Raw genomic sequence first — 18,380 nt, forward strand, 5'->3', positions numbered from 1 at the left:
CTAATGGCCTTATATAATAGAAACGTTTTAGCGTCGCTTAATGTTTCAACAGGAGGGTGCGCATTACGTAGTTTATTGGTTAGGTATATTGTTACCGCTTGTGAATTATGACTTATGACTGTAAATCCAAGCTGCAATGTCCTGTAAAACCTGTTGTTCAATGTTTTGTGGCACTTTGTATTCTTGCTTTGCTTTTAGGATGTGATTGTAAACATAAGGCATAAAGATATGATTTAAGCCCTCATAAAGCTTAAAGGTCACATTTGGTTTATCGCCGAGCAGAGCTATATATGCATTAAAATCCTTTTCGAGCGACACCTGAAAATCACTGTCGCCTTGCATAATAAGAATTGGCTTAGTTAATTTTTCTAAATACTGACTTGCTGGACGTTCTCCCATCTCCTTGAAATAATATGCCCGGACATTTCCCATAATTTTCGTTTCCATTGCTTGCTCGTCGCTTAAGCGATATATTTTGCTCAGCTTGTTAGTGAAAGCAGCGATTTGCTTTTTGGCAATCCAGCGCAGCAGCTTATTAAGCGAGGCTAACACTTGATCATTTTGATCTAACATAATTTGCTCCAAGGTACGGAGAGAGCCAGCCATAATAATTATTCCTGCGAAATTTCCACCCTCAGCATCAATTCGCGGAGCGAGCATGCCGCCCATACTATGCCCGATAACATAAATGCTGTCACTAGCAATTCGCGGCTCATTACGCAATACATCAGCCGCTAGCACAGCATCCTCGATAGTTTCCTCCTTAACACTAATTGCTGGATTATTTTTTAATTGCTTTCCATAAATGAAAGTGCGCTTATCATAGCGAATGGAGGCGATGCCAAGCTCAGCTAAGCCATGAGCCAGTTGCTTAAAAAAGCTGTTACCGCCAACCTTTGCATCCATATTGCTAGGTCCAGAACCATGTACAAGCACGACTGCTGGAACTGGTGTGTTTGTGCTTGCGGTATCAGGCAATGTTAATTTTCCGTTCAATGGAAACTGGCTGCTTTCGCCAACAATAATGTTTTGTTCAATCATGACGATCTTCTCCTTTATTAACTATCGTTTACGGGGGAGTGGACTTATATTAAAGCTGTTTTATTGAAATTAAGGGCGGTGCTTTATACATCTTTTAGTTAGCGCTTATTCCTTGCACTCAGTGCCTGGTATAACAATATTGGCAATCGTTCTAAGTTTTCTACCTGGACGCGGTTTGTTTTCATTTGCTTTCATAATGAGCACGCCGATTTGTCCCATAAGCTCATGAAACTCCTCATCATCTAAATACAATGCAGCTTGGCGATAAGAAACACCATCTCGATAAAAATCAACATCCTCTTGATGAACATAGCGTTCAAATTGAGCGAGTAAATGAGTTGTAAAAGTAAAAAAGGCTTGTGTATGCTCCTCCGGTGTCATGCTTGCTATTTGCTCTGGTGAAAAGCTTGCTTGCTTAAGTCTGTATGTTTTTTCAACTGTTCCGCGAATACGCTGCTCAGAAACAACCTCGATAACATCGGCTTTAAGCAATGTTGATATATGACGATACAGGCTTGCTTGCGGAACATCCTGAATCATTTCACTAATTTGTGCAGAGGTTAATTGCTTATCTGGCATAAATGCTTGAATAATACGCATTCGAATCGGGTGGATTAATAAATCGACGGTAAGTGACATAATTGCTACCTTCTTTATTTATATTATTATCAATAATGATAATAATATAAAAAATGAGAATTGTAAATGCCTGAAACCTTCAAAAATGATAAAGCCGCAAACTGAGCTTATTAAATAAACTCAGTTTGCGGCTTAATGCTGTTAAGTTATTTCCTCTTGTTCATTAGCATGCAGCTGCTGATATTGTGAAGGAGTCAGCTTCTCATATTGCTTGAACAGCTTGGAAAAATAAAGCGGATCATCAATACCAATTGCTTTAGCGACCTTGTTTACAGGTATTTGCTGGGACAGTAATAGTTTAGCTTGCTCTAATCGTACTTTTATAAGATAACTTAACGGTGATATGCCATGAACGGCCTTGAACATTTTACATAAATGACTGCGATGGTAACCAATTTTACTCGCCAGATCATGAATCGTGATTGGATACATGTAGTTATAGTCGATATAGCTTGTAATTTCATCCACTGCTATTTGAGAGGGGGAACGTTTAGGCATAATCGTTTTTTGACGTTCTCGTTCCTCACAATAGCAGGCTAGTAATTGCTGCAAGGTGCTTGTTGCTTGCAGGCGATGTGTAAATGTGCCCGCCTCCACATGTTCGCGTATGTTATGGAATAAAGGTAAGATTTGCTCGACAGGCAGATTATAAACAATCGGTTGCTCCGGTGTAATATAAAGCTTTTTTAGCAGGTTACTAAATCGGCTCCCTTTAAAAGCAACCCAGCAATAGCGCCATGGCTCTTTTTCATCTGCAATATATTGCACAGATTCATCAGGAAAGATAAAGAAGCTGTCCCCACTTTGCAGATGATACGTTTTTTTTCGCACTGTCATTGAGCCTTTGCCGTGAATGACATAATGCACCAAGTAATAGGGATGAATAAGCGGTCCCATCGAATGCAATGAGTTTGTTTGTGATATTCCCGAAAACATAACCTCGTCAATTTGCGAATCAAAGTCAGAAATCGTTGTAAAATGTTCTACTTTTTCAGACATGCGGACTTCTCCTTTTATGCAACATTTATACATGTATTCCATTTTAAATGTCCATATGCGATGTAAGTGATTACATTTATAGTATAAGTATAACAACCCAATTAAATCAACGAATTTAAGCGCTGTGAAAGGAGAATGAAGTGATGTCAAAAATAACTTTTTTAGGTGCAGGAAGTACAGTCTTTGCAAAAAATATACTAGGAGATTGTATGCTTGTACCATCGCTTCAAGGCTTTGAAATAGCTTTATTTGATATTGATCCTGTTCGTTTGCAAGAATCCGAGCTAATTTTGAGTAATGTTAAAGCTGTTACAGGCAGCAAATGTACAATAAAAGCATACTCAGATCGCAAGGAAGCACTGCGTGGAGCAAAATATGTAATCAATGCGATTCAAGTGGGTGGCTACGATCCATGTACGATTACAGATTTTGAAGTTCCAAAAAAATATGGTCTTCGCCAAACGATTGCTGACACAGTCGGAATTGGCGGAATATTCCGAAATCTAAGAACGATTCCAGTAATGATGGATTTTGCAAGAGATATTCAAGAGGTATGTCCAGATGCCTTATTCCTAAATTACACAAATCCTATGGCTGTATTAACGAATGTGATGAATACGTATGGCGGAGTTAAAACAGTTGGTTTGTGTCATAGTGTGCAGGTTTGCGTTAGTCATTTACTCAAAGACCTTGGCATTGAGGAGACAGGCATAAAACATAAAATTGCTGGTATCAACCATATGGCTTGGCTGCTTGAAATTACGAAAGATGGGGAGGATCTATATCCAACCATTAAAAAGCTTGCCAAAGAAAAGCAAAAAACAAAGCATCATGATATGGTGCGTTATGAGATTATGGACAAATTCGGTTATTATGTGACAGAATCAAGTGAGCATAATGCTGAGTATCATCCGTATTTTATTAAATCTCGCTATCCTGAATTAATTGATAGATTTAATATTCCACTAGATGAATATCCACGTCGTTGTGTGGAGCAAATTAAAAATTGGAAGCAAACGAAGGAATCCATTATTTCAAATTCCAACCTTGGTCATGAACGTACACATGAATATGCTTCATATATTTTTGATGCTATCGAAACGAATGTGCCATTTAAAATTGGCGGCAATGTAATGAACACTGGTTTAATTACGAATTTGCCTAAAGAGGCTTGTGTCGAAGTTCCTTGCCTAGTCGATCAAAATGGCATTCAGCCAACCTATATCGGAGATTTACCGCCGCAGCTAGCAGCGCTTAACCGTACAAATATTAATACACAACTGCTAACAATTGAAGCTGCAATGACCTTGAAGAAGGAGCATATTTATCATGCTGCTCTATTAGACTCGCATACAGCTGCAGAATTATCCATCGATGATATTGTTTCTTTATGCGATGATCTCATCGAGGCACATGGTGATTGGCTGCCTAAATTTAAATAAACCTAATAAAATTATAAAGAGAAGCAGTCCGCAGAAGTGAACTGCTCCCTGTCAAGTAGACAGTAGAAATAACAAAAATCGTAATGTCTGGACTCCGTTAATTACGGGGTCCATTTTTATGCTGCATTTTCAAGCTGCTGACGGTAGGTCATCGGAGGCAGCTTGTTTAACCTTTTCTGTCTACGCTTGTAATTGTAAAAGTGTATGTAGTCCTCAATTGCCTTAGCAAGGCTTTCGTAATTCTCAAAATGTCCGTTCAGGTAGTACATCTCACATTTGAGGATGCCCCAGAACCCTTCCATTGGGCCGTTATCGATACAACGACCTACACGCGACATGCTCTGCGCCATCCCCGCCTTGTCTAATCTGGCTTTAAATTGTTTGCTGGTATACTGAAATCCCCTGTCGCTATGAAAGATGGGGCGTGCATCAGGGTATCTGGATACGGCTAAGTCAAAGGTGTCGAATACTAGTCGGTTATTATTGCTCTTGCCCATGGCAAAGGAGATAATGCTGTTATCCTTCAGATCGAGAATCGCACTTAAATACAATTTTTCGTTATTGCCATACTTGAATTCTGTGACATCAGCTAACCATTTCTCATTTAGTTTCTCAGCCGTAAAGTCTCGATTCAATATGTTTTCTGCCGTAACCTCTGGTGTGAAACGCTGGTAATGTGGACGCTTTCTCCGGATCACCGCTTTGATGCCAGCTAGCTGAGTCAGGCGGTAAATTCGCTTGTAGTTGTACTGGGTCTCGTACCTTGCGTTCAGTTCATCTGTCAGTCGCCTATATCCATATATCCCATAAACTTCTGCGTAGATAGCCCCAAGCTTGTGGAGCAAGTCTTCATTCTCTCGCTCCCGAGCACTTTTTTCGCGGCGTAGCCATTTGTAGTAGGATGATCTGTTTAAGTCCAGGAACTCGCAAATCTTTGCGATCGGATATCCTTCTTGTTCATGAAGCTCTTTTACAACTAGGTAAAGCTTTTCCTGGCGTACTCCGCTTAGTACCGCCTCCTTTCGATTTCCTGAAGCTTTTTTAAGATCGCATTCTCCATTTCCTTTCGTTCGATTTCGGCTCTAAGCATTTTATTCTCTGCCTGTAACCGTTCGACTTCACTCATTTCGTCTAGCGTTTTACGTTTCCCCCGCCTGTCAATGAGTCCATCTACACCTCGTTCTTCGTATTTACGTACCCAGCTATAAATCTGTTGATAGGATACGTTGTACTTCTCCATGGTTAAGCCATAGTCTTTGCCTTTAGCTAAGCAGAAGCTTACCATTTCGATTCGCTCGTCCAATGTGGTAGCTCGTCCCTTGGTCATATAGAACCCTCTCCCTTGGCTTTTTTCCCATCGATCTATATGACCATTATTATACAACGTGATCCAGTTGCGAAGCTGTGTTCTACTACGGATTTTAAATTTCTTGCAAATCTCCTCCAGACTTCCTTCTCCACGAAGATATGCTTGGACCGCTGCGGTTTTCAACCCTGCAATATATCGTTTGTTTGTATTCGTAGTGAGAAGTCCTGATGGACCCATGGATTCATAATTCGCGATCCACTGCCGAAAAGTAGTTTTCCCGATTCCGTATTCACGTGCAATACTTCGTAGACTTCCTTGTCCACGGAGATATTTTTCTACTGCCTCTAATTTTAGTTCATAGCTAATTCCTTTTCCTTTTCTACTCATAGAAAACTCCCCTCAAAAGTAGTCCTGATTTTTGTTATTTCAGGTGTCTACTTTGAGGGGAGCATATCAAAGCAGGACTGCTTTTTTTAATTGACCTTACTTTTGCTTCCTGACTGACATCCGATACTCTCCTGGCGAAACCCCCATATACTTTTTAAAAGTTTCATAAAAACTAGGAGTATGTGTATAACCAACGGCTTCTGCAATGCTTGAAATTTTGTGGTTGCTTGTGCGAAGCAGCTCACATGCGGCTTGGATACGAGATGATTGTATAAAGCTCGAGAGATTCATTCCAGTGTGCTTAATGAACAGCCGTTGAAATTGTCGCTCACTCACCCCATACATAACAGCTAACTCATTTAGACTATATCCTTTAGCTAAGTTATTTTTAATCATATTAATCACTTCATCCATGCGATAAGTTGTTTGCTGAATATCATGCTGCTCATCAAACTCCCCATATTTTCTGGCAAATAGCACGAGTAGCTCAATTAGTAAGGCATATAAAGCCGCTTCCTGACCTGGTCGCATCATTGAGAACTCCCAATATAGCTTGCTAAAGAGTTGTTGAGCGTCACCTGCCTGATCCTTGGCATGAAAGATAGTAGGCAGAGAGAGTAATTGTGTTAACGACTTGCCGCCAGGAAAAATCATAAGCAACGGCGTCAATTGTTCAAGCTTAACGATGCAGTTATAGACGATCAGCGGATGCTTAGTTGATGAGGATGGTCTAAATACATGCGAAATACCGACAGGAATTAAAAATAAATCTCCTGCTTGCACCTCCATATATTGCTCCCCTGTATGATGAGTTCCTTTTCCTTCACTTACATAGCTTAGCTCAAAAAAATCATGGTAGTGTTCCGTCAATTCATAGGATTCTAAGTTGCGGTTAACATAAATCGCTAGCTCTTCTTGGAAATATTGCTCTCCGCTAAGCAATCGAACCGTACGCTTTACCACAAGCAGTTCTCCCTTACATGTAAATTCTATTAAATTCTAAAATGAAATGTCGTAAAAGCGAAGTAAAATGTCGTAATAGCATAGTCTTTTGCATTGTTAATCATTTTAGAATAGTGTCATTCAAATGACAACATTTAATGAAGTTAGATCCATGAAGTTAGAACAGTCAGATAGATTTTGCCAAATAGGAGAGGAGAGTAAATATGCTAAGAGATGAAACGTTTGTTTTGAAAGCACAGCAGCTCATTCCCAATTTACGTAAAACTGAGGTTAAGCCGCAGAGATTAATAGATGTTATCGCTGATGAGCAAGCATTTCAAGGCTGGAGAACAGAGCCAGCAATGACGATTGAACATTGGCAGCAAGGCAGCTATGGTAAAGGCGATCAATTTATTATTGACTTTGGCGATCATCAGGTTGGATATGTTACTTTGAAGCTACGGCCAGTAGGCAGTCCACCAGATGCGCCGCTAAAGTTAAAGCTGACATTTGGGGAGATGCCTTGCGAAGTAGCAGAATCCTTTGATAGCTATAACGGTTGGCTAAGCAGCTCTTGGCTGCAAGAGGAGTTAATGTTTGTTGATGTACTGCCTGCTGTAATTAAGTTGCCGCGCCGCTATTGTTTCCGCTATATCAAAATAGACGTACTCGATACTTCGGTAAAATATAAAATTGCGTTTGATGAAATAAGTGTTGAGACGGTTACGTCTGGCGATCGCAGTAAAGTTGAGCCATTGCGGGCTAACTTGCCGCAATATTTACACGATATGGATCGTATTGCTTTGAAAACAATGGAAGATTGCATGCAGACAGTTTTTGAGGATGGTCCAAAGCGCGATCGTCGTTTGTGGATTGGTGATTTACGCTTGCAGGCTCAGGTTAACTACTATACATTTAAAAACTATGACCTAGTAAAACGTTGCTTGTACCTATTTGCTGGAATGCGTCTTGAAGATGGGACAGTCGGGGCATGTTTATTTGAAAAACCATATCCGCATGTCGATGATACAAAGCTTTACGATTATGCCCTGTTCTTTGTAGCTACCTTGTATGATTACTATGAAGCAACGAAGGATATGGAACTGCTTAAGGAGCTTTGGCCTATTGCTATGGAGCAGCTAATACTTGGCATTGAGCGCTTAGATAAACGCGGTATTGTCAAGGATGATCCATCATGGTGGTGCTTTATTGATTGGCATGAAGAGCTCAATAAGCAAGGTCCTGCTCAGGCAGTATTAATTTATAACTTGAAGCGTGGCGCAAAGCTTGCTGCATTAGTTGGCAGTGAGCTGGAAAAGTCGCTCATTGCTGAAGCAATTGAACGTACTGCAAAAGCAGCGCTTGAGCATTTATGGGATGCTGAACAAGGCTTCTTCACAAGTGGTGAGCAGCGACAAATCTCTTGGGCGACCCAAGTATGGATGGTGCTAGCGGAAATTATGCCAACTGCAGAAAATGCTGCGCTATTAAATCGACTATTAACACAGCGTCCTGCTATTGGTATGAATACTCCTTATATGGTTCATCATTTGATTGAGGCATTGTTTATTGCCGAGCAGCAGGAGCGTGGTTTAGCTGAAATGAAAGCTTATTGGGGAGCAATGATTGAGGATGGAGCAGACACTTACTGGGAGCTGTATAATCCAAACAATAAAAAAGAATCTCCTTACGGCAGTAATCTTGTAAATAGCTACTGCCATGCTTGGAGCTGTACACCGTCATACTTTATTAGAAAATATATGATTGAGCAATGAATTTGCAAGAATGAACGTTTTATACGGCTATTTACTGAAATTATTATCTGGAGCATTTTCTTTGATTAAGAGAATGCTCCGTTTTTTTTATAGAAATTTTCCAATAAATTAGGAATTAATCCAATAAATCATGCACTTATGAAAAAATTGCATGTCAATTAAACTGTGAATGAAAGCGTTTTATATTGATTGATTACAGAAATACAGAAAAATAAGCTCAAGAAAGGATGAGTCTAGTATGAGTCGATTGTTTCAAGCGAGAGCAAGAAAAAAGGCACTAGCTCTACTATGTTCCTGTACACTCACTTTAGGCTTATTTACAGTGCCAGCCCCACTAGTTAGTAAAACAGAAGCAGCGGATGATGGCGAATCAGTTGTGTTTAAGAGACAAGTAGGCGGTGTTTTTGATGGAATGCCGTTGTTCAACGGTGATCCGCAGTATCTTGATCAGTTTGTTGATACGTTTTTTGAGTATACGGGTCTTGAAGGTCCTGCAGTGTATGTTACAGGCTCACGCAATCATTATACGCTTAAAGAGGGGCCAAATGCAGGAAAGACAATTCCGGGTGCTTTGTCAGCAGCTGATAATGTTCAGGGGGTATCGACAGATTTTCCAGCGTTAATCGGTCTAGGACAAACGTGGAATAAGGATCTTCTAGCTGAAGTTGGCGAAGTTATGGGTAGTGAAAAAATTAGTACGCTAAAAGTTAAGCAAGGAGAATCAAATATCCATGGCGGACCAAATGCTTCACTATCTGTAGCGTTCACCGTTGTAAGTGATTTAAGAATTAATCCGCTTAGTGGCCGTTTTGATGAAAGCTTTTCTGAGGATGCTTATATGGCATCACAACTCATTAACAGCATGGCTACCGGGTTAAGTGGAATTAATAAACCGGATAGTGATAACGGCTTTTGGATGCGAGCAGCGGTAGGAACGAAGCACTTTTCCGTATACAATGCTCAGTGGTATCGTTTTGGAGCTAATGTAAGTGCGAGTCCAAGAGCGATCTTTGAATACCACACGTTAAGCCCAATAAAGGCGTTAGCGACTGGAGCAGTAGCAGGGGTAATGACTTCTTATGGAACGACGAATGGAATTCCAAATATTATTTCTCCTTATCAACGCTATGCAAATTTACAATCTAAGTTCGGTGTTTATAGTTCGCCAGACTTTAATGCGGATAATCACGTATTTAACACCTCCATATCTAATGGATATGATACAAGTTATACGAAGGATCGGACAACAGCTACCGTGCTTATGGCACTCGCCAAATCCAATGCCGGAAGACCGTTTCCTAGTGAAGAAAATGCTGATCTTGATGTTGCTCAGTTAGTAGCAGCGGTGCGTTCAGGCATGTATGGAATTACAGAAGAGGATCTAATCGAAGCAGCTCGCCCTCACGTCAATCAAATGGTACGTTTAGGGATATTTAATGAAACGGATGAGAATGGAATCCCATTATATTACCCATTTGCTGAGGAGGCAGGGGATGTTAGAGAGGTTCCTGCAACTTACGCTTTGCCAGAGCATCAGGAGATTGCACTGAAAGCAGCTCAAGAAAGTATCGTATTGCTTAAAAATGATGGTACACTGCCGCTAGATCCTAATAAAAAAGCAGCAATCTCAGGCATGTATGCAGATGCTCGTTTTAAGACCACTTATTCAGTAGCAACGACTCCAAACATTGAAAATTCAGGAGAATCGCCGTTGCTCGCGATCATTAAACGTATCGGTCAACATAATGTGAATTATGATTTAGGCGGTAAAGTAATCGCACTAACCTCTGCAGCGAATAGACAAGTCGTGAGCGCAGATCCAGCAGCAGGAGAAGAAGGGGCACAGCTTGTTACAATAGATGAACCAGTAGATGTTACAAACAATAATCATCTATTCCGCATAATAGACCTAGGTCAAAACGGAATTAATTTATTATCTTTAGCAAATAACCGATTTGTAACGTCACCTTCAGGTAATGCGTCCGATCCAAGCAATTTAATCGTTAGTAATACGGACGCAACACCGCTTAATTTAACCAATAACGACTGGAATTTAGCAGAAATGAATGGGAATACAAGCACAATTCCGCCACGATTAAGAATGGAACGCAATGAGGACGGCACACTTTCATTTATTACTAATGGTTACCGTTCAGGATTCAGTGGTGAATTTACAGATTGGTATTACAGTAATGGTCGCATCGTGACCGTTGAAAATGGCAAATTAGTAGTGCCAACTACTCCGTTGGGTAATGCTGAAAATGCTGCTAATCGTCCGCCAGAAGTGAAGTTTGAAGAAACAGTTGTAAAAGAGGTAGGCGAGGATGCGGTACAACGTGCAGCATATGATGATTATGCTATTGTGTTTGTTGGAGCAATTCCTCGACATAGTGCTGGTGAAGGGTATGATCGTTCATCCATTTATATGGGAGAAGACGATTATGAGTTAGTAGAAAAAGTTTCTGCAGCCTTTGCCGAACAAGGAAAGAAAACGATTGTTGTTGTGAAATCAAGTTTTCCAGTTGGACTTGAAGAAATTCAAAACAATCCTAATGTTTCAGCGATCGTATATCAGCCATATGCTGGACAATACGATTCCTATGCATTAGCTCAAGTGCTATATGGAGACTATGCACCAACTGGTCGTCTGTCATCTACTTGGTATGCTGATATGTCGGCATTTGAACCTATCAATGATTATGTAATTCCTAACAGTTACTCCGATCATCAGCTTGGAGTTAATATTGATCCACGATATATGATAGATATGACAAATGGAGATCCGATTTCAGCTAAGCTAACGTACATGTATACGAATGCACCTGTTACGTATGAATTTGGTTACGGGTTATCATACAGTGAATTTGAGTACAGTAATCTTGTTGCACCTGAAAGTGTGAGCGGTCAACAAGCATTTACTATCTCTGTTGATGTTGAAAATATTGGTGATGTTGATACATCTGAAGTAGTTCAAGTTTATGTAAAAAACAACGATTCTGCCTATAAAGAGGCAGCACCAATTAAGAAATTAGCGGGATTCGAAAAAGTGAAGCTTAGCGCAGGAGAGAAGAAAACTGTGCAAATTTCAATTGATCCACAGGATTTTGCTATTTGGGATGTTAATAAAGGAGAGTTTGTTGAAGAAAATGGCACTTACTCGCTATTCGTTGGCAGTTCGTCAGCCAATATTTTATTAGAAAAACAGCTTCAAGTTCAGGGCGAAGCGTTGACGCAATTAGAAGGTTATACTTCGATTAACGTAGTCGATCATACCTTTAATGCTCATAACGTCAAATACTACGAAGTGTCTAAGCAACGTACAGCGCAAAATTTGAAAGATAAACTAATTGTAGGCGGATATTATGCTGTTGGCTCAAAAGGCAATGATTCTTGGACGGCAATACCTAAGGTTAATCTTACAGGAGCGAAGCGTGTAAAAGCAACGGTTGCTTCAAATGGCAACGGTGGATTGATTACGTTACATGCGGATTCATTAGATCAAGCACCGTTAGCTGTTTTGAATGTACCAGTAACAGAGCCAGTCTCATATACAATTGATAGTGCTGATGTTACTGTAAATGAGCTTTCTTACACTGAGGTTGATATAGAATTAAGTGATCGTCAAATTACAGGGATTCATGATCTATATATTGTTTTCCATGATGCAGATTTACGAATTGATCAGCTATCATTCGAAATAAATACAGTGATTACGAGTCCTTCTCAGTTACGAGGAGGAAGCAAAAATCCGCAATTAATGATTGAATCTGAACGAATTCCATTTGCTGCGGCAGCAACCGATCCAGCTAGCTGGAAGTTTGATAGTAAAAATAGCGGCTTAACCGTGGAAAGTATAACTTTAGATGACACTAGCAGGAAAGCCACACTTCAATTAGCAGGTACAGCACGATCTGGAGCAAGCTTATCGATTGCCGCGAAAGCTGTAGCATTTGCAGGCAATGCAACAGATAGCAATGAACTGCTCATTACTATTTCTTCAGCTCCATCACAGGGTGGTTCATCTAATCCTGAATCGACTGTAGAGCCTGAGCCAAGTCCAGCAACTCCTGCTGAACCATCTACTGACTCTATACAAATACGATCAGCTAATTCGTCAGAGCAACAGCAGATCGCAAATGTTAAGTTAGCAGGTGTGACAACGATTGGTGAAGGGGTAGTTATTAACAAGTTAGCGGGTGCGTCTCGATTGGAACGTGTTGAAATAGTGCTAACAACTGCACAAGGTAAGCTTGCGGCATTTGCAAAGGTGAATAGAGATGGCAGCTTAACCCCAGTTCCAAGTAAGCTCGTACAAGCAAATGATGGACAATATAAGCTGCGAGCTCTTGTTGCTGACAGTGGACTTTATGTGCCAATTCAGGTGGCTCATACATTTAAAGACGTAGAGGCTTCCAGTTGGTATGCACCGTATATTGCAGAGGCAAGCAGTTTGCTATTACTGAATGGGGTAAGTCAAATGGCGATGAAGCCACTTGATCAGCCTACGAGAGCACAGGTTTATAAGGTTGCGTTAAATGTGCTGGGTTTAACAGCAGAGAAGCAGACAAATGATGAAATATGGTTTGATGCAGTTGAACGTACGATTACAAAAGAAAACTTGAAGCTGTCAGATCATACCGACATTTTAGAAAAAGTAACACGTAAAGAGGTTGCAGAAATATTCCAATACGTATTTAAGTTTGCTGGTATTCCAGACAAGCTTACAACAGCAGAGATAGAACAGTTATTGTCTGATTACAACGATGTTAAGCAACTTTCTGACTCAGAGCGAGCAGCCATTGCTTTAATGGTGAAGTACGGGATTTATAACGGAAAATCAGCTACTAGACTTGCTCCTCATGATCAGTTAACGCGAGCAGAGCTTGCTACGATTGCTTTACGTGTGCGACAAGTTCTTCTCAATCAACTATTACAATAATCAAATGACAAATTAGATATGGATAATCGCTGATTGATCCCCGCCATTAGCAGGTTTATGGTTCATCCCCCTGTTAAAATAAGGCGGGGATATTAGTTTTATATATGCTGTTATGGTGGTACCTAAAAAATTCGGTATTGACCAAATAAAATGCTCACCTATCCTTTCTTTAACACTCTGTTATAATGAGGGTACATTATTGACTGCTTTGAAATGCTGGGCTCAACGAGGAGATTTTCATGCTATGAGATGGAATATTATGAAAAGGCTATCAAATGTCCTTCGGCAATCGTCGATACGTCGCAGATTTTTTGTTGCAATGATTCTTGCATCACTGCCGCCGCTTGTCATCTTAGGATATGTGTCGATCAATATTGCCAAGGATACATTGGTGAGCAATCATATTGAACGCAATACGGCATATTTACAGACTGCGAGCGAAGTAACTGATTTATTATTTAACAACATTGTTAATATGAATCGGATCATTCTTGCGGATGAAGATTTGCGGCGCGATCTATATCGCAGTGGGGCAGGAACGGAGAAAAATCAACAGCATCTCGATGTGCAAACTGCCAATAAACTGCAAAACATTGTTGTTGCCAATTTATTCGATACGCAAAACATCGATTCAATCTGTATATTTGATAAAAACTTTCGTTCGGTGTGCTTTGGCCGTTCCGAGCAAGCAGGAAAATATGGTTCTGAAGAGACGCGCGCCCAGATTGAGAATACCGTTTGGTATAAGGAGGCATTCGAAGCTAAAGGAAAGGAAGTATTTTTCGGTTACAATGTGCTTGAGGAAAGCAGCGAAGGAGAGTCCTTTTCCAGTGTTAAACTGTTAAGAGATCCTAATCGCTTAACAGGTGATATGATAGGCTTGCTTGTTATTAATATTAATAAATCAATTTTTAATAAAGCGGTGTTTGGCAGCGAGCAAGATGGATTTCTTGTGTTTGATACGGAGCATGATGTTAAACCAATTTCGGTTTATGATTTAGCTCCTTCCCTTACTGCAAGCATCGGTCTTGGCGATTCAATTGAAGAAACAGTCAGCCGCTTAATAGAGGCTGGTTATATTGTTAGTCAAATTAAAAATAACTCAACAGGATGGAGCTTTATTCATTTTGTAGAGATGAACACATTGTTAAAACAATCTGATCGCATTGGTAGTATAACGATGTTAATTGCTGTCTTAATGGCAGGCCTTGCTTTACTAGTTTCGTATATTGTGTCAGGCTCGATCACAAAACCTCTGCTTCAGCTAAAAAAAATGATTGTTGATTGGGCGAAGGGAAGTCAGAACAGTGTGATTAATGGTCCAGATACATTTGCTACTGATGAGGTTGGTGTTATTGGACAAACCTTCGTGCGCATGGCAGCAGCCAATCAGCAGCTTAGTGAAAGCTTATTAGATTCACAATTGAAGGAAAGGGAGGCAGAACTGCGCTTTCTGCAATCGCAGATTAAGCCCCATTTTTTATATAATACGCTGGATTCAATTTATTTTATGGCGTTGCTGGAAGATAAAAAAGATATTGCACAAATGGCACTATCACTTTCCGAAAGCTTTAAGCTCAGCTTAAATAAGGGGAAGGATTTTATTCCTGTGTTTAAGGAGCTTGAGCATATTCGGCATTATATGATTATTCAAAATATACGCTACGATAATCGCTTCGCCTACATCGAAAATGTTGACGATGAGGTCAAATCGTTCGAAATTATGAAGCTATTGCTTCAGCCTCTAGTAGAGAATGCAATGTATCATGGACTGGAGCCTAAGCAAGGGGAAGGCACGATTAAGCTAACTGGACGTAAAGATGGTGAATATCTTGTATTTACCGTTTCTGATGACGGGGTGGGGATGGATGATATTCAGCAGACTGAAAAAGGCTATGGCTTTAGCAATGTTCGCGAACGATTGCGTCTATATTATGGAGAGCAAAGTGAATTGAAAATTATTAGCAAAGTGAATGAAGGAACACATGTTGAGCTGCGTTTCCCACATCAGAATAGAAAGGGAGAGGATTAACCATGCTAAAGGCTATTTTATGTGATGATGAACATCTTGTATTGAAGGGATTGCAGAAGTTAATCGTCTGGTCTGAATATGGGGTTGAACTCGTTGCTACAGCGAAGGACGGAAATGAAGCTCTCCAGCTTATAAAGCAGCATCAGCCGCACATTGTGTTAACTGATATTCGCATGCCAGGAATTGACGGATTAGAGCTGATTCAAACGATTAAGGAGGCATCTCCCGATACGATTTGTATCGTTTTTAGCGGCTATAATGAATATGAATTTGTGAAAAAGGCGATTAAGCTTGGTGTTGTTGATTATTTAGAAAAGCCGATAACTTTGGATAAAATTCGTGAAGCAATTCAAAAAGCAGTTAGTTTTATTGAAAGACGCACACAGCTTGATGAGTTAAAAAAACAGAGCAGCAGAAGTCAACTTGAAAGCTGCACGTTAGATCTTTTGTTGCAAGCAGATGGAGCAATAGAGGCATGGCAGGAGTGCTATCACGTGAAAGAGCAAGAGTCAATTGGAGTAACTGTTATTGTAAGCGATCAACATTTGCAATTGCAGCTTCCTGCCACCTATGACATGATTCATTTGCGACACGGTAAGGAGTATATTCATGTTTTGCTGCATAACGATATTAATTGTCCAAAGTGGCGGGAGCTGCTTAAGCAATTTGAGCAAATAACGATAGGTTCAGGCAAAACTTACACTAGCATATCTGAAGCTGCACAAAGTTATAAGGAAGCGCTTCATGCCTTTCGCTATGGTAGCTATATTGAGGGACATGAATGGGTTGCTTTTGAAAACATTGGTGATTCTAACGAAGTAAAGCTAAATAGCTCGGAAAAGGAAGAAGCAATTCTATTTGAGCTGCGCTTAGGCAATAAGCAAGCTTTTATGGAGAAGCTTGATCATTATTTAGATGAGCTAAAAACGAATGTGACCGATCCCGATGTAGCAGAGCTAGAGTTATTAAAGCTATTTATCCGTTGTAGCGATGCCGTAAAAGAAACCGGCGGCAATATCGGAGATATATTTCCGAAAGGCTTTGTGCCACAAAAAGAATTGCGCAACAAAACGACAAGAGATGAGGCAGTTAGCTGGCTAAGAGCAGAGCTAGAGCGAATTATTGATTGGCTTGTCAGCACAAGACAGAAAACAAAGCATGCTGCAATCGAAAAGGCGCTTCAATATATGGAGGAGCATTATGGTAGGGACTTGACCCAACAGGAAGTTGCCCAGCATGTTAATATGAATGTGACCTATTTTAGCCTGCTGTTTAAGGAGCAAATGGAGTTATCTTACATTAAATATTTAACGAAAATACGCATTGAAAAGGCAAAGCAAATGCTCAGTGAGGGATTGGCAGTACAGGAAATTAGTGAACGTGTTGGCTATTATCATGCACGGCATTTTACAGAAGTTTTTAAAAAATACGTAGGCATAACGCCGGGGCAATATCGCTTGCAGTTGAAGGAGAAGGCTTATGAAGACAGCATTTCAGAGAGCAGCTAAGTTGCTTTGTCTACTGCTTATGCTTTTATTATTAATTAGCTGCAGCTCACAGACATCATCGATGATCATTGAGCAGCCAGCAGAGCAGCGCATTATGTATTTAAGCGTAAATAAGCAGGATGAAGGAAGCGCAAAAATCATTAGTGAGCTAACGAAGGAATATCAGCAGCAGGCACCTTATATTGTCTACCAATTTGATAATGTCGCAGATAGCAATTTGAACCAGCGCGTCGAGCTGCTGGCAGCAAGCAATGATCTGCCAGTGCTGTTCAGCTATCAATCAGGCAAGCCGTTGCTTGAAATGATTCAAAGCGATGCTGTGTTAGATCTTGAAAAGGTATTCACAGAGCTAGGATTAATGGACAAGCTTTTGCCTGCAGCAGTGGAACTGCTCAAAGCTAATGTAGACGGAGCGGGATTATATGCTTTGCCGCTAGAGTTTAATATTGAAGGCTTTTGGTATAATAAGCATATTTTTGAGCAATACAATTTAGACATTCCGCAAACATGGGAAGAGTTGTTAAACATTGCGGAGCTGCTATACAACGAAGGAATTCAACCATTTTCTGTTGCTGGTAAAGATAAGTGGCCGATTACACGACTAATAAATGCTTATGTAATTCGAATGTATGGTGCAGATGTTATGGAGCGAGTTGATCGCGGTGAAATTTCTTTATTAGATGAAGGATTTATCAAGGCGGCTGAAACTGTGCAGCAAATGGGGTTAAACGGGTATCTTGGCAAGCGTGTCAATACGGTCGATATGGATAGCTCAGTTAATGCCTTTCTACAAGGAGAAGCGGCTATGTTTTATATGGGCAGTTGGCAGCTAAGAGCCTTTAACGATAAGAGCCGCAATCAAATTGGCGAGGATGCAATTGGCTTCTTTAGCATTCCATTAGTTGAAGGCGGCACTGGCAGCTTAGATGAATATCCCGTTAATGCAGGTTTAACGACCTCGTTTTCTAAGGAAGCCTACACGCCAGAGGTAGGGAAATGGATGAGATATGTATTTCAGCATTATGGCGATCGTGCAATGAGTGAGCTAGGAATGATTACTGGTTTTCAAGTTGAGAATATGCCAGAAAATATTCCAACCTTAACAAAGGTTGTACAGGAAAAAATTAATGAGGTTTCTAAAGGAGCGTTATGGTTTGAGGCGCGTTTCAGTTCAAGTGCACAGCTGCTTGCTTGGGATAATGCGCAGTTGCTCGTCACTGATGAAAGCTATACCGCAGAGCAATATTTAAGCGAACTGCAGCAGGAATTGGAACGCACGCAGTAGCCTCTCGGATTAGTGAGTAACTATAAGTTAAATTGGCTTGATACCTAAAAAATGAGGTAGTGAGCCAAAATATGAAGCGCTT

Annotated in this window: 11 protein-coding genes and 1 pseudogene; 6 read left to right on the plus strand and 6 right to left on the minus strand. The window is 40.4% G+C overall.

The annotated features are described in order from the left end of the window. Positions 1-105: 105 nt before the first annotated feature. The 3 genes from AC2TDL_RS11865 to AC2TDL_RS11875 form a co-directional block, all read right to left on the minus strand. On the minus strand, positions 106-1,041 hold the full coding sequence (locus AC2TDL_RS11865) for an alpha/beta hydrolase family protein (RefSeq protein ID WP_484696317.1): 936 nt from the start codon (positions 1,039-1,041) through the stop codon (positions 106-108). A gap of 105 nt (positions 1,042-1,146) precedes the next feature. Next, positions 1,147-1,680, minus strand: coding sequence for a helix-turn-helix domain-containing protein (locus AC2TDL_RS11870; protein ID WP_484696318.1), 534 nt, complete (start codon positions 1,678-1,680; stop codon positions 1,147-1,149). 141 nt (positions 1,681-1,821) lie between these two features. Beyond that, positions 1,822-2,679, minus strand: a complete 858-nt coding sequence (locus tag AC2TDL_RS11875; protein WP_484696319.1) for an AraC family transcriptional regulator — start codon at positions 2,677-2,679, stop codon at positions 1,822-1,824. A 143-nt stretch (positions 2,680-2,822) separates the two neighbouring features. Between AC2TDL_RS11875 and melA the strand changes: the two genes are divergently transcribed. Beyond that, complete coding sequence (gene melA / locus AC2TDL_RS11880) at positions 2,823-4,121, plus strand: alpha-galactosidase (RefSeq protein WP_484696320.1); 1,299 nt, start codon at positions 2,823-2,825, stop codon at positions 4,119-4,121. Positions 4,122-4,237: 116 nt separating this feature from the next. Here melA and AC2TDL_RS11885 read toward each other — a convergent pair. The 3 genes and pseudogenes from AC2TDL_RS11885 to AC2TDL_RS11895 all read right to left on the minus strand — a co-directional run. After that, positions 4,238-5,107: pseudogene (locus AC2TDL_RS11885) on the minus strand (IS3 family transposase); the annotation flags it as partial. A 20-nt stretch (positions 5,108-5,127) separates the two neighbouring features. Then, the gene (locus AC2TDL_RS11890) at positions 5,128-5,817 is read right to left on the minus strand and encodes a helix-turn-helix domain-containing protein (RefSeq protein ID WP_484696083.1); all 690 of its coding nucleotides are present in this window, start codon (positions 5,815-5,817) and stop codon (positions 5,128-5,130) included. A gap of 96 nt (positions 5,818-5,913) precedes the next feature. Further along, the gene (locus tag AC2TDL_RS11895; protein ID WP_484696321.1) at positions 5,914-6,780 is read right to left on the minus strand and encodes a helix-turn-helix domain-containing protein; all 867 of its coding nucleotides are present in this window, start codon (positions 6,778-6,780) and stop codon (positions 5,914-5,916) included. 203 nt (positions 6,781-6,983) lie between these two features. Between AC2TDL_RS11895 and AC2TDL_RS11900 the strand changes: the two genes are divergently transcribed. The 5 genes from AC2TDL_RS11900 to AC2TDL_RS11920 all read left to right on the plus strand — a co-directional run bounded on the left by AC2TDL_RS11900 (position 6,984) and on the right by AC2TDL_RS11920 (position 18,298). After that, positions 6,984-8,534 (plus strand): alpha-L-rhamnosidase-related protein, encoded by a 1,551-nt coding sequence (locus tag AC2TDL_RS11900; protein WP_484696322.1) that lies wholly within the window; start codon positions 6,984-6,986, stop codon positions 8,532-8,534. A 238-nt stretch (positions 8,535-8,772) separates the two neighbouring features. Beyond that, positions 8,773-13,473, plus strand: a complete 4,701-nt coding sequence (locus tag AC2TDL_RS11905; RefSeq protein WP_484696323.1) for a glycoside hydrolase family 3 C-terminal domain-containing protein — start codon at positions 8,773-8,775, stop codon at positions 13,471-13,473. A 244-nt stretch (positions 13,474-13,717) separates the two neighbouring features. Continuing rightward, positions 13,718-15,505: a sensor histidine kinase gene (locus AC2TDL_RS11910; RefSeq protein WP_484696324.1), complete on the plus strand. Its 1,788-nt coding sequence runs from the start codon at positions 13,718-13,720 to the stop codon at positions 15,503-15,505. Between the two features lie 2 nt (positions 15,506-15,507). Next, positions 15,508-17,013, plus strand: coding sequence for a response regulator (locus tag AC2TDL_RS11915; protein ID WP_484696325.1), 1,506 nt, complete (start codon positions 15,508-15,510; stop codon positions 17,011-17,013). Further along, positions 16,985-18,298 (plus strand): ABC transporter substrate-binding protein, encoded by a 1,314-nt coding sequence (locus AC2TDL_RS11920; protein ID WP_484696326.1) that lies wholly within the window; start codon positions 16,985-16,987, stop codon positions 18,296-18,298. Before AC2TDL_RS11915 ends, AC2TDL_RS11920 begins: the two co-directional genes overlap by 29 nt. Positions 18,299-18,380: the final 82 nt, after the last annotated feature.

It is taken from the genome of Paenibacillus sp. plas6, from assembly GCF_057221655.1.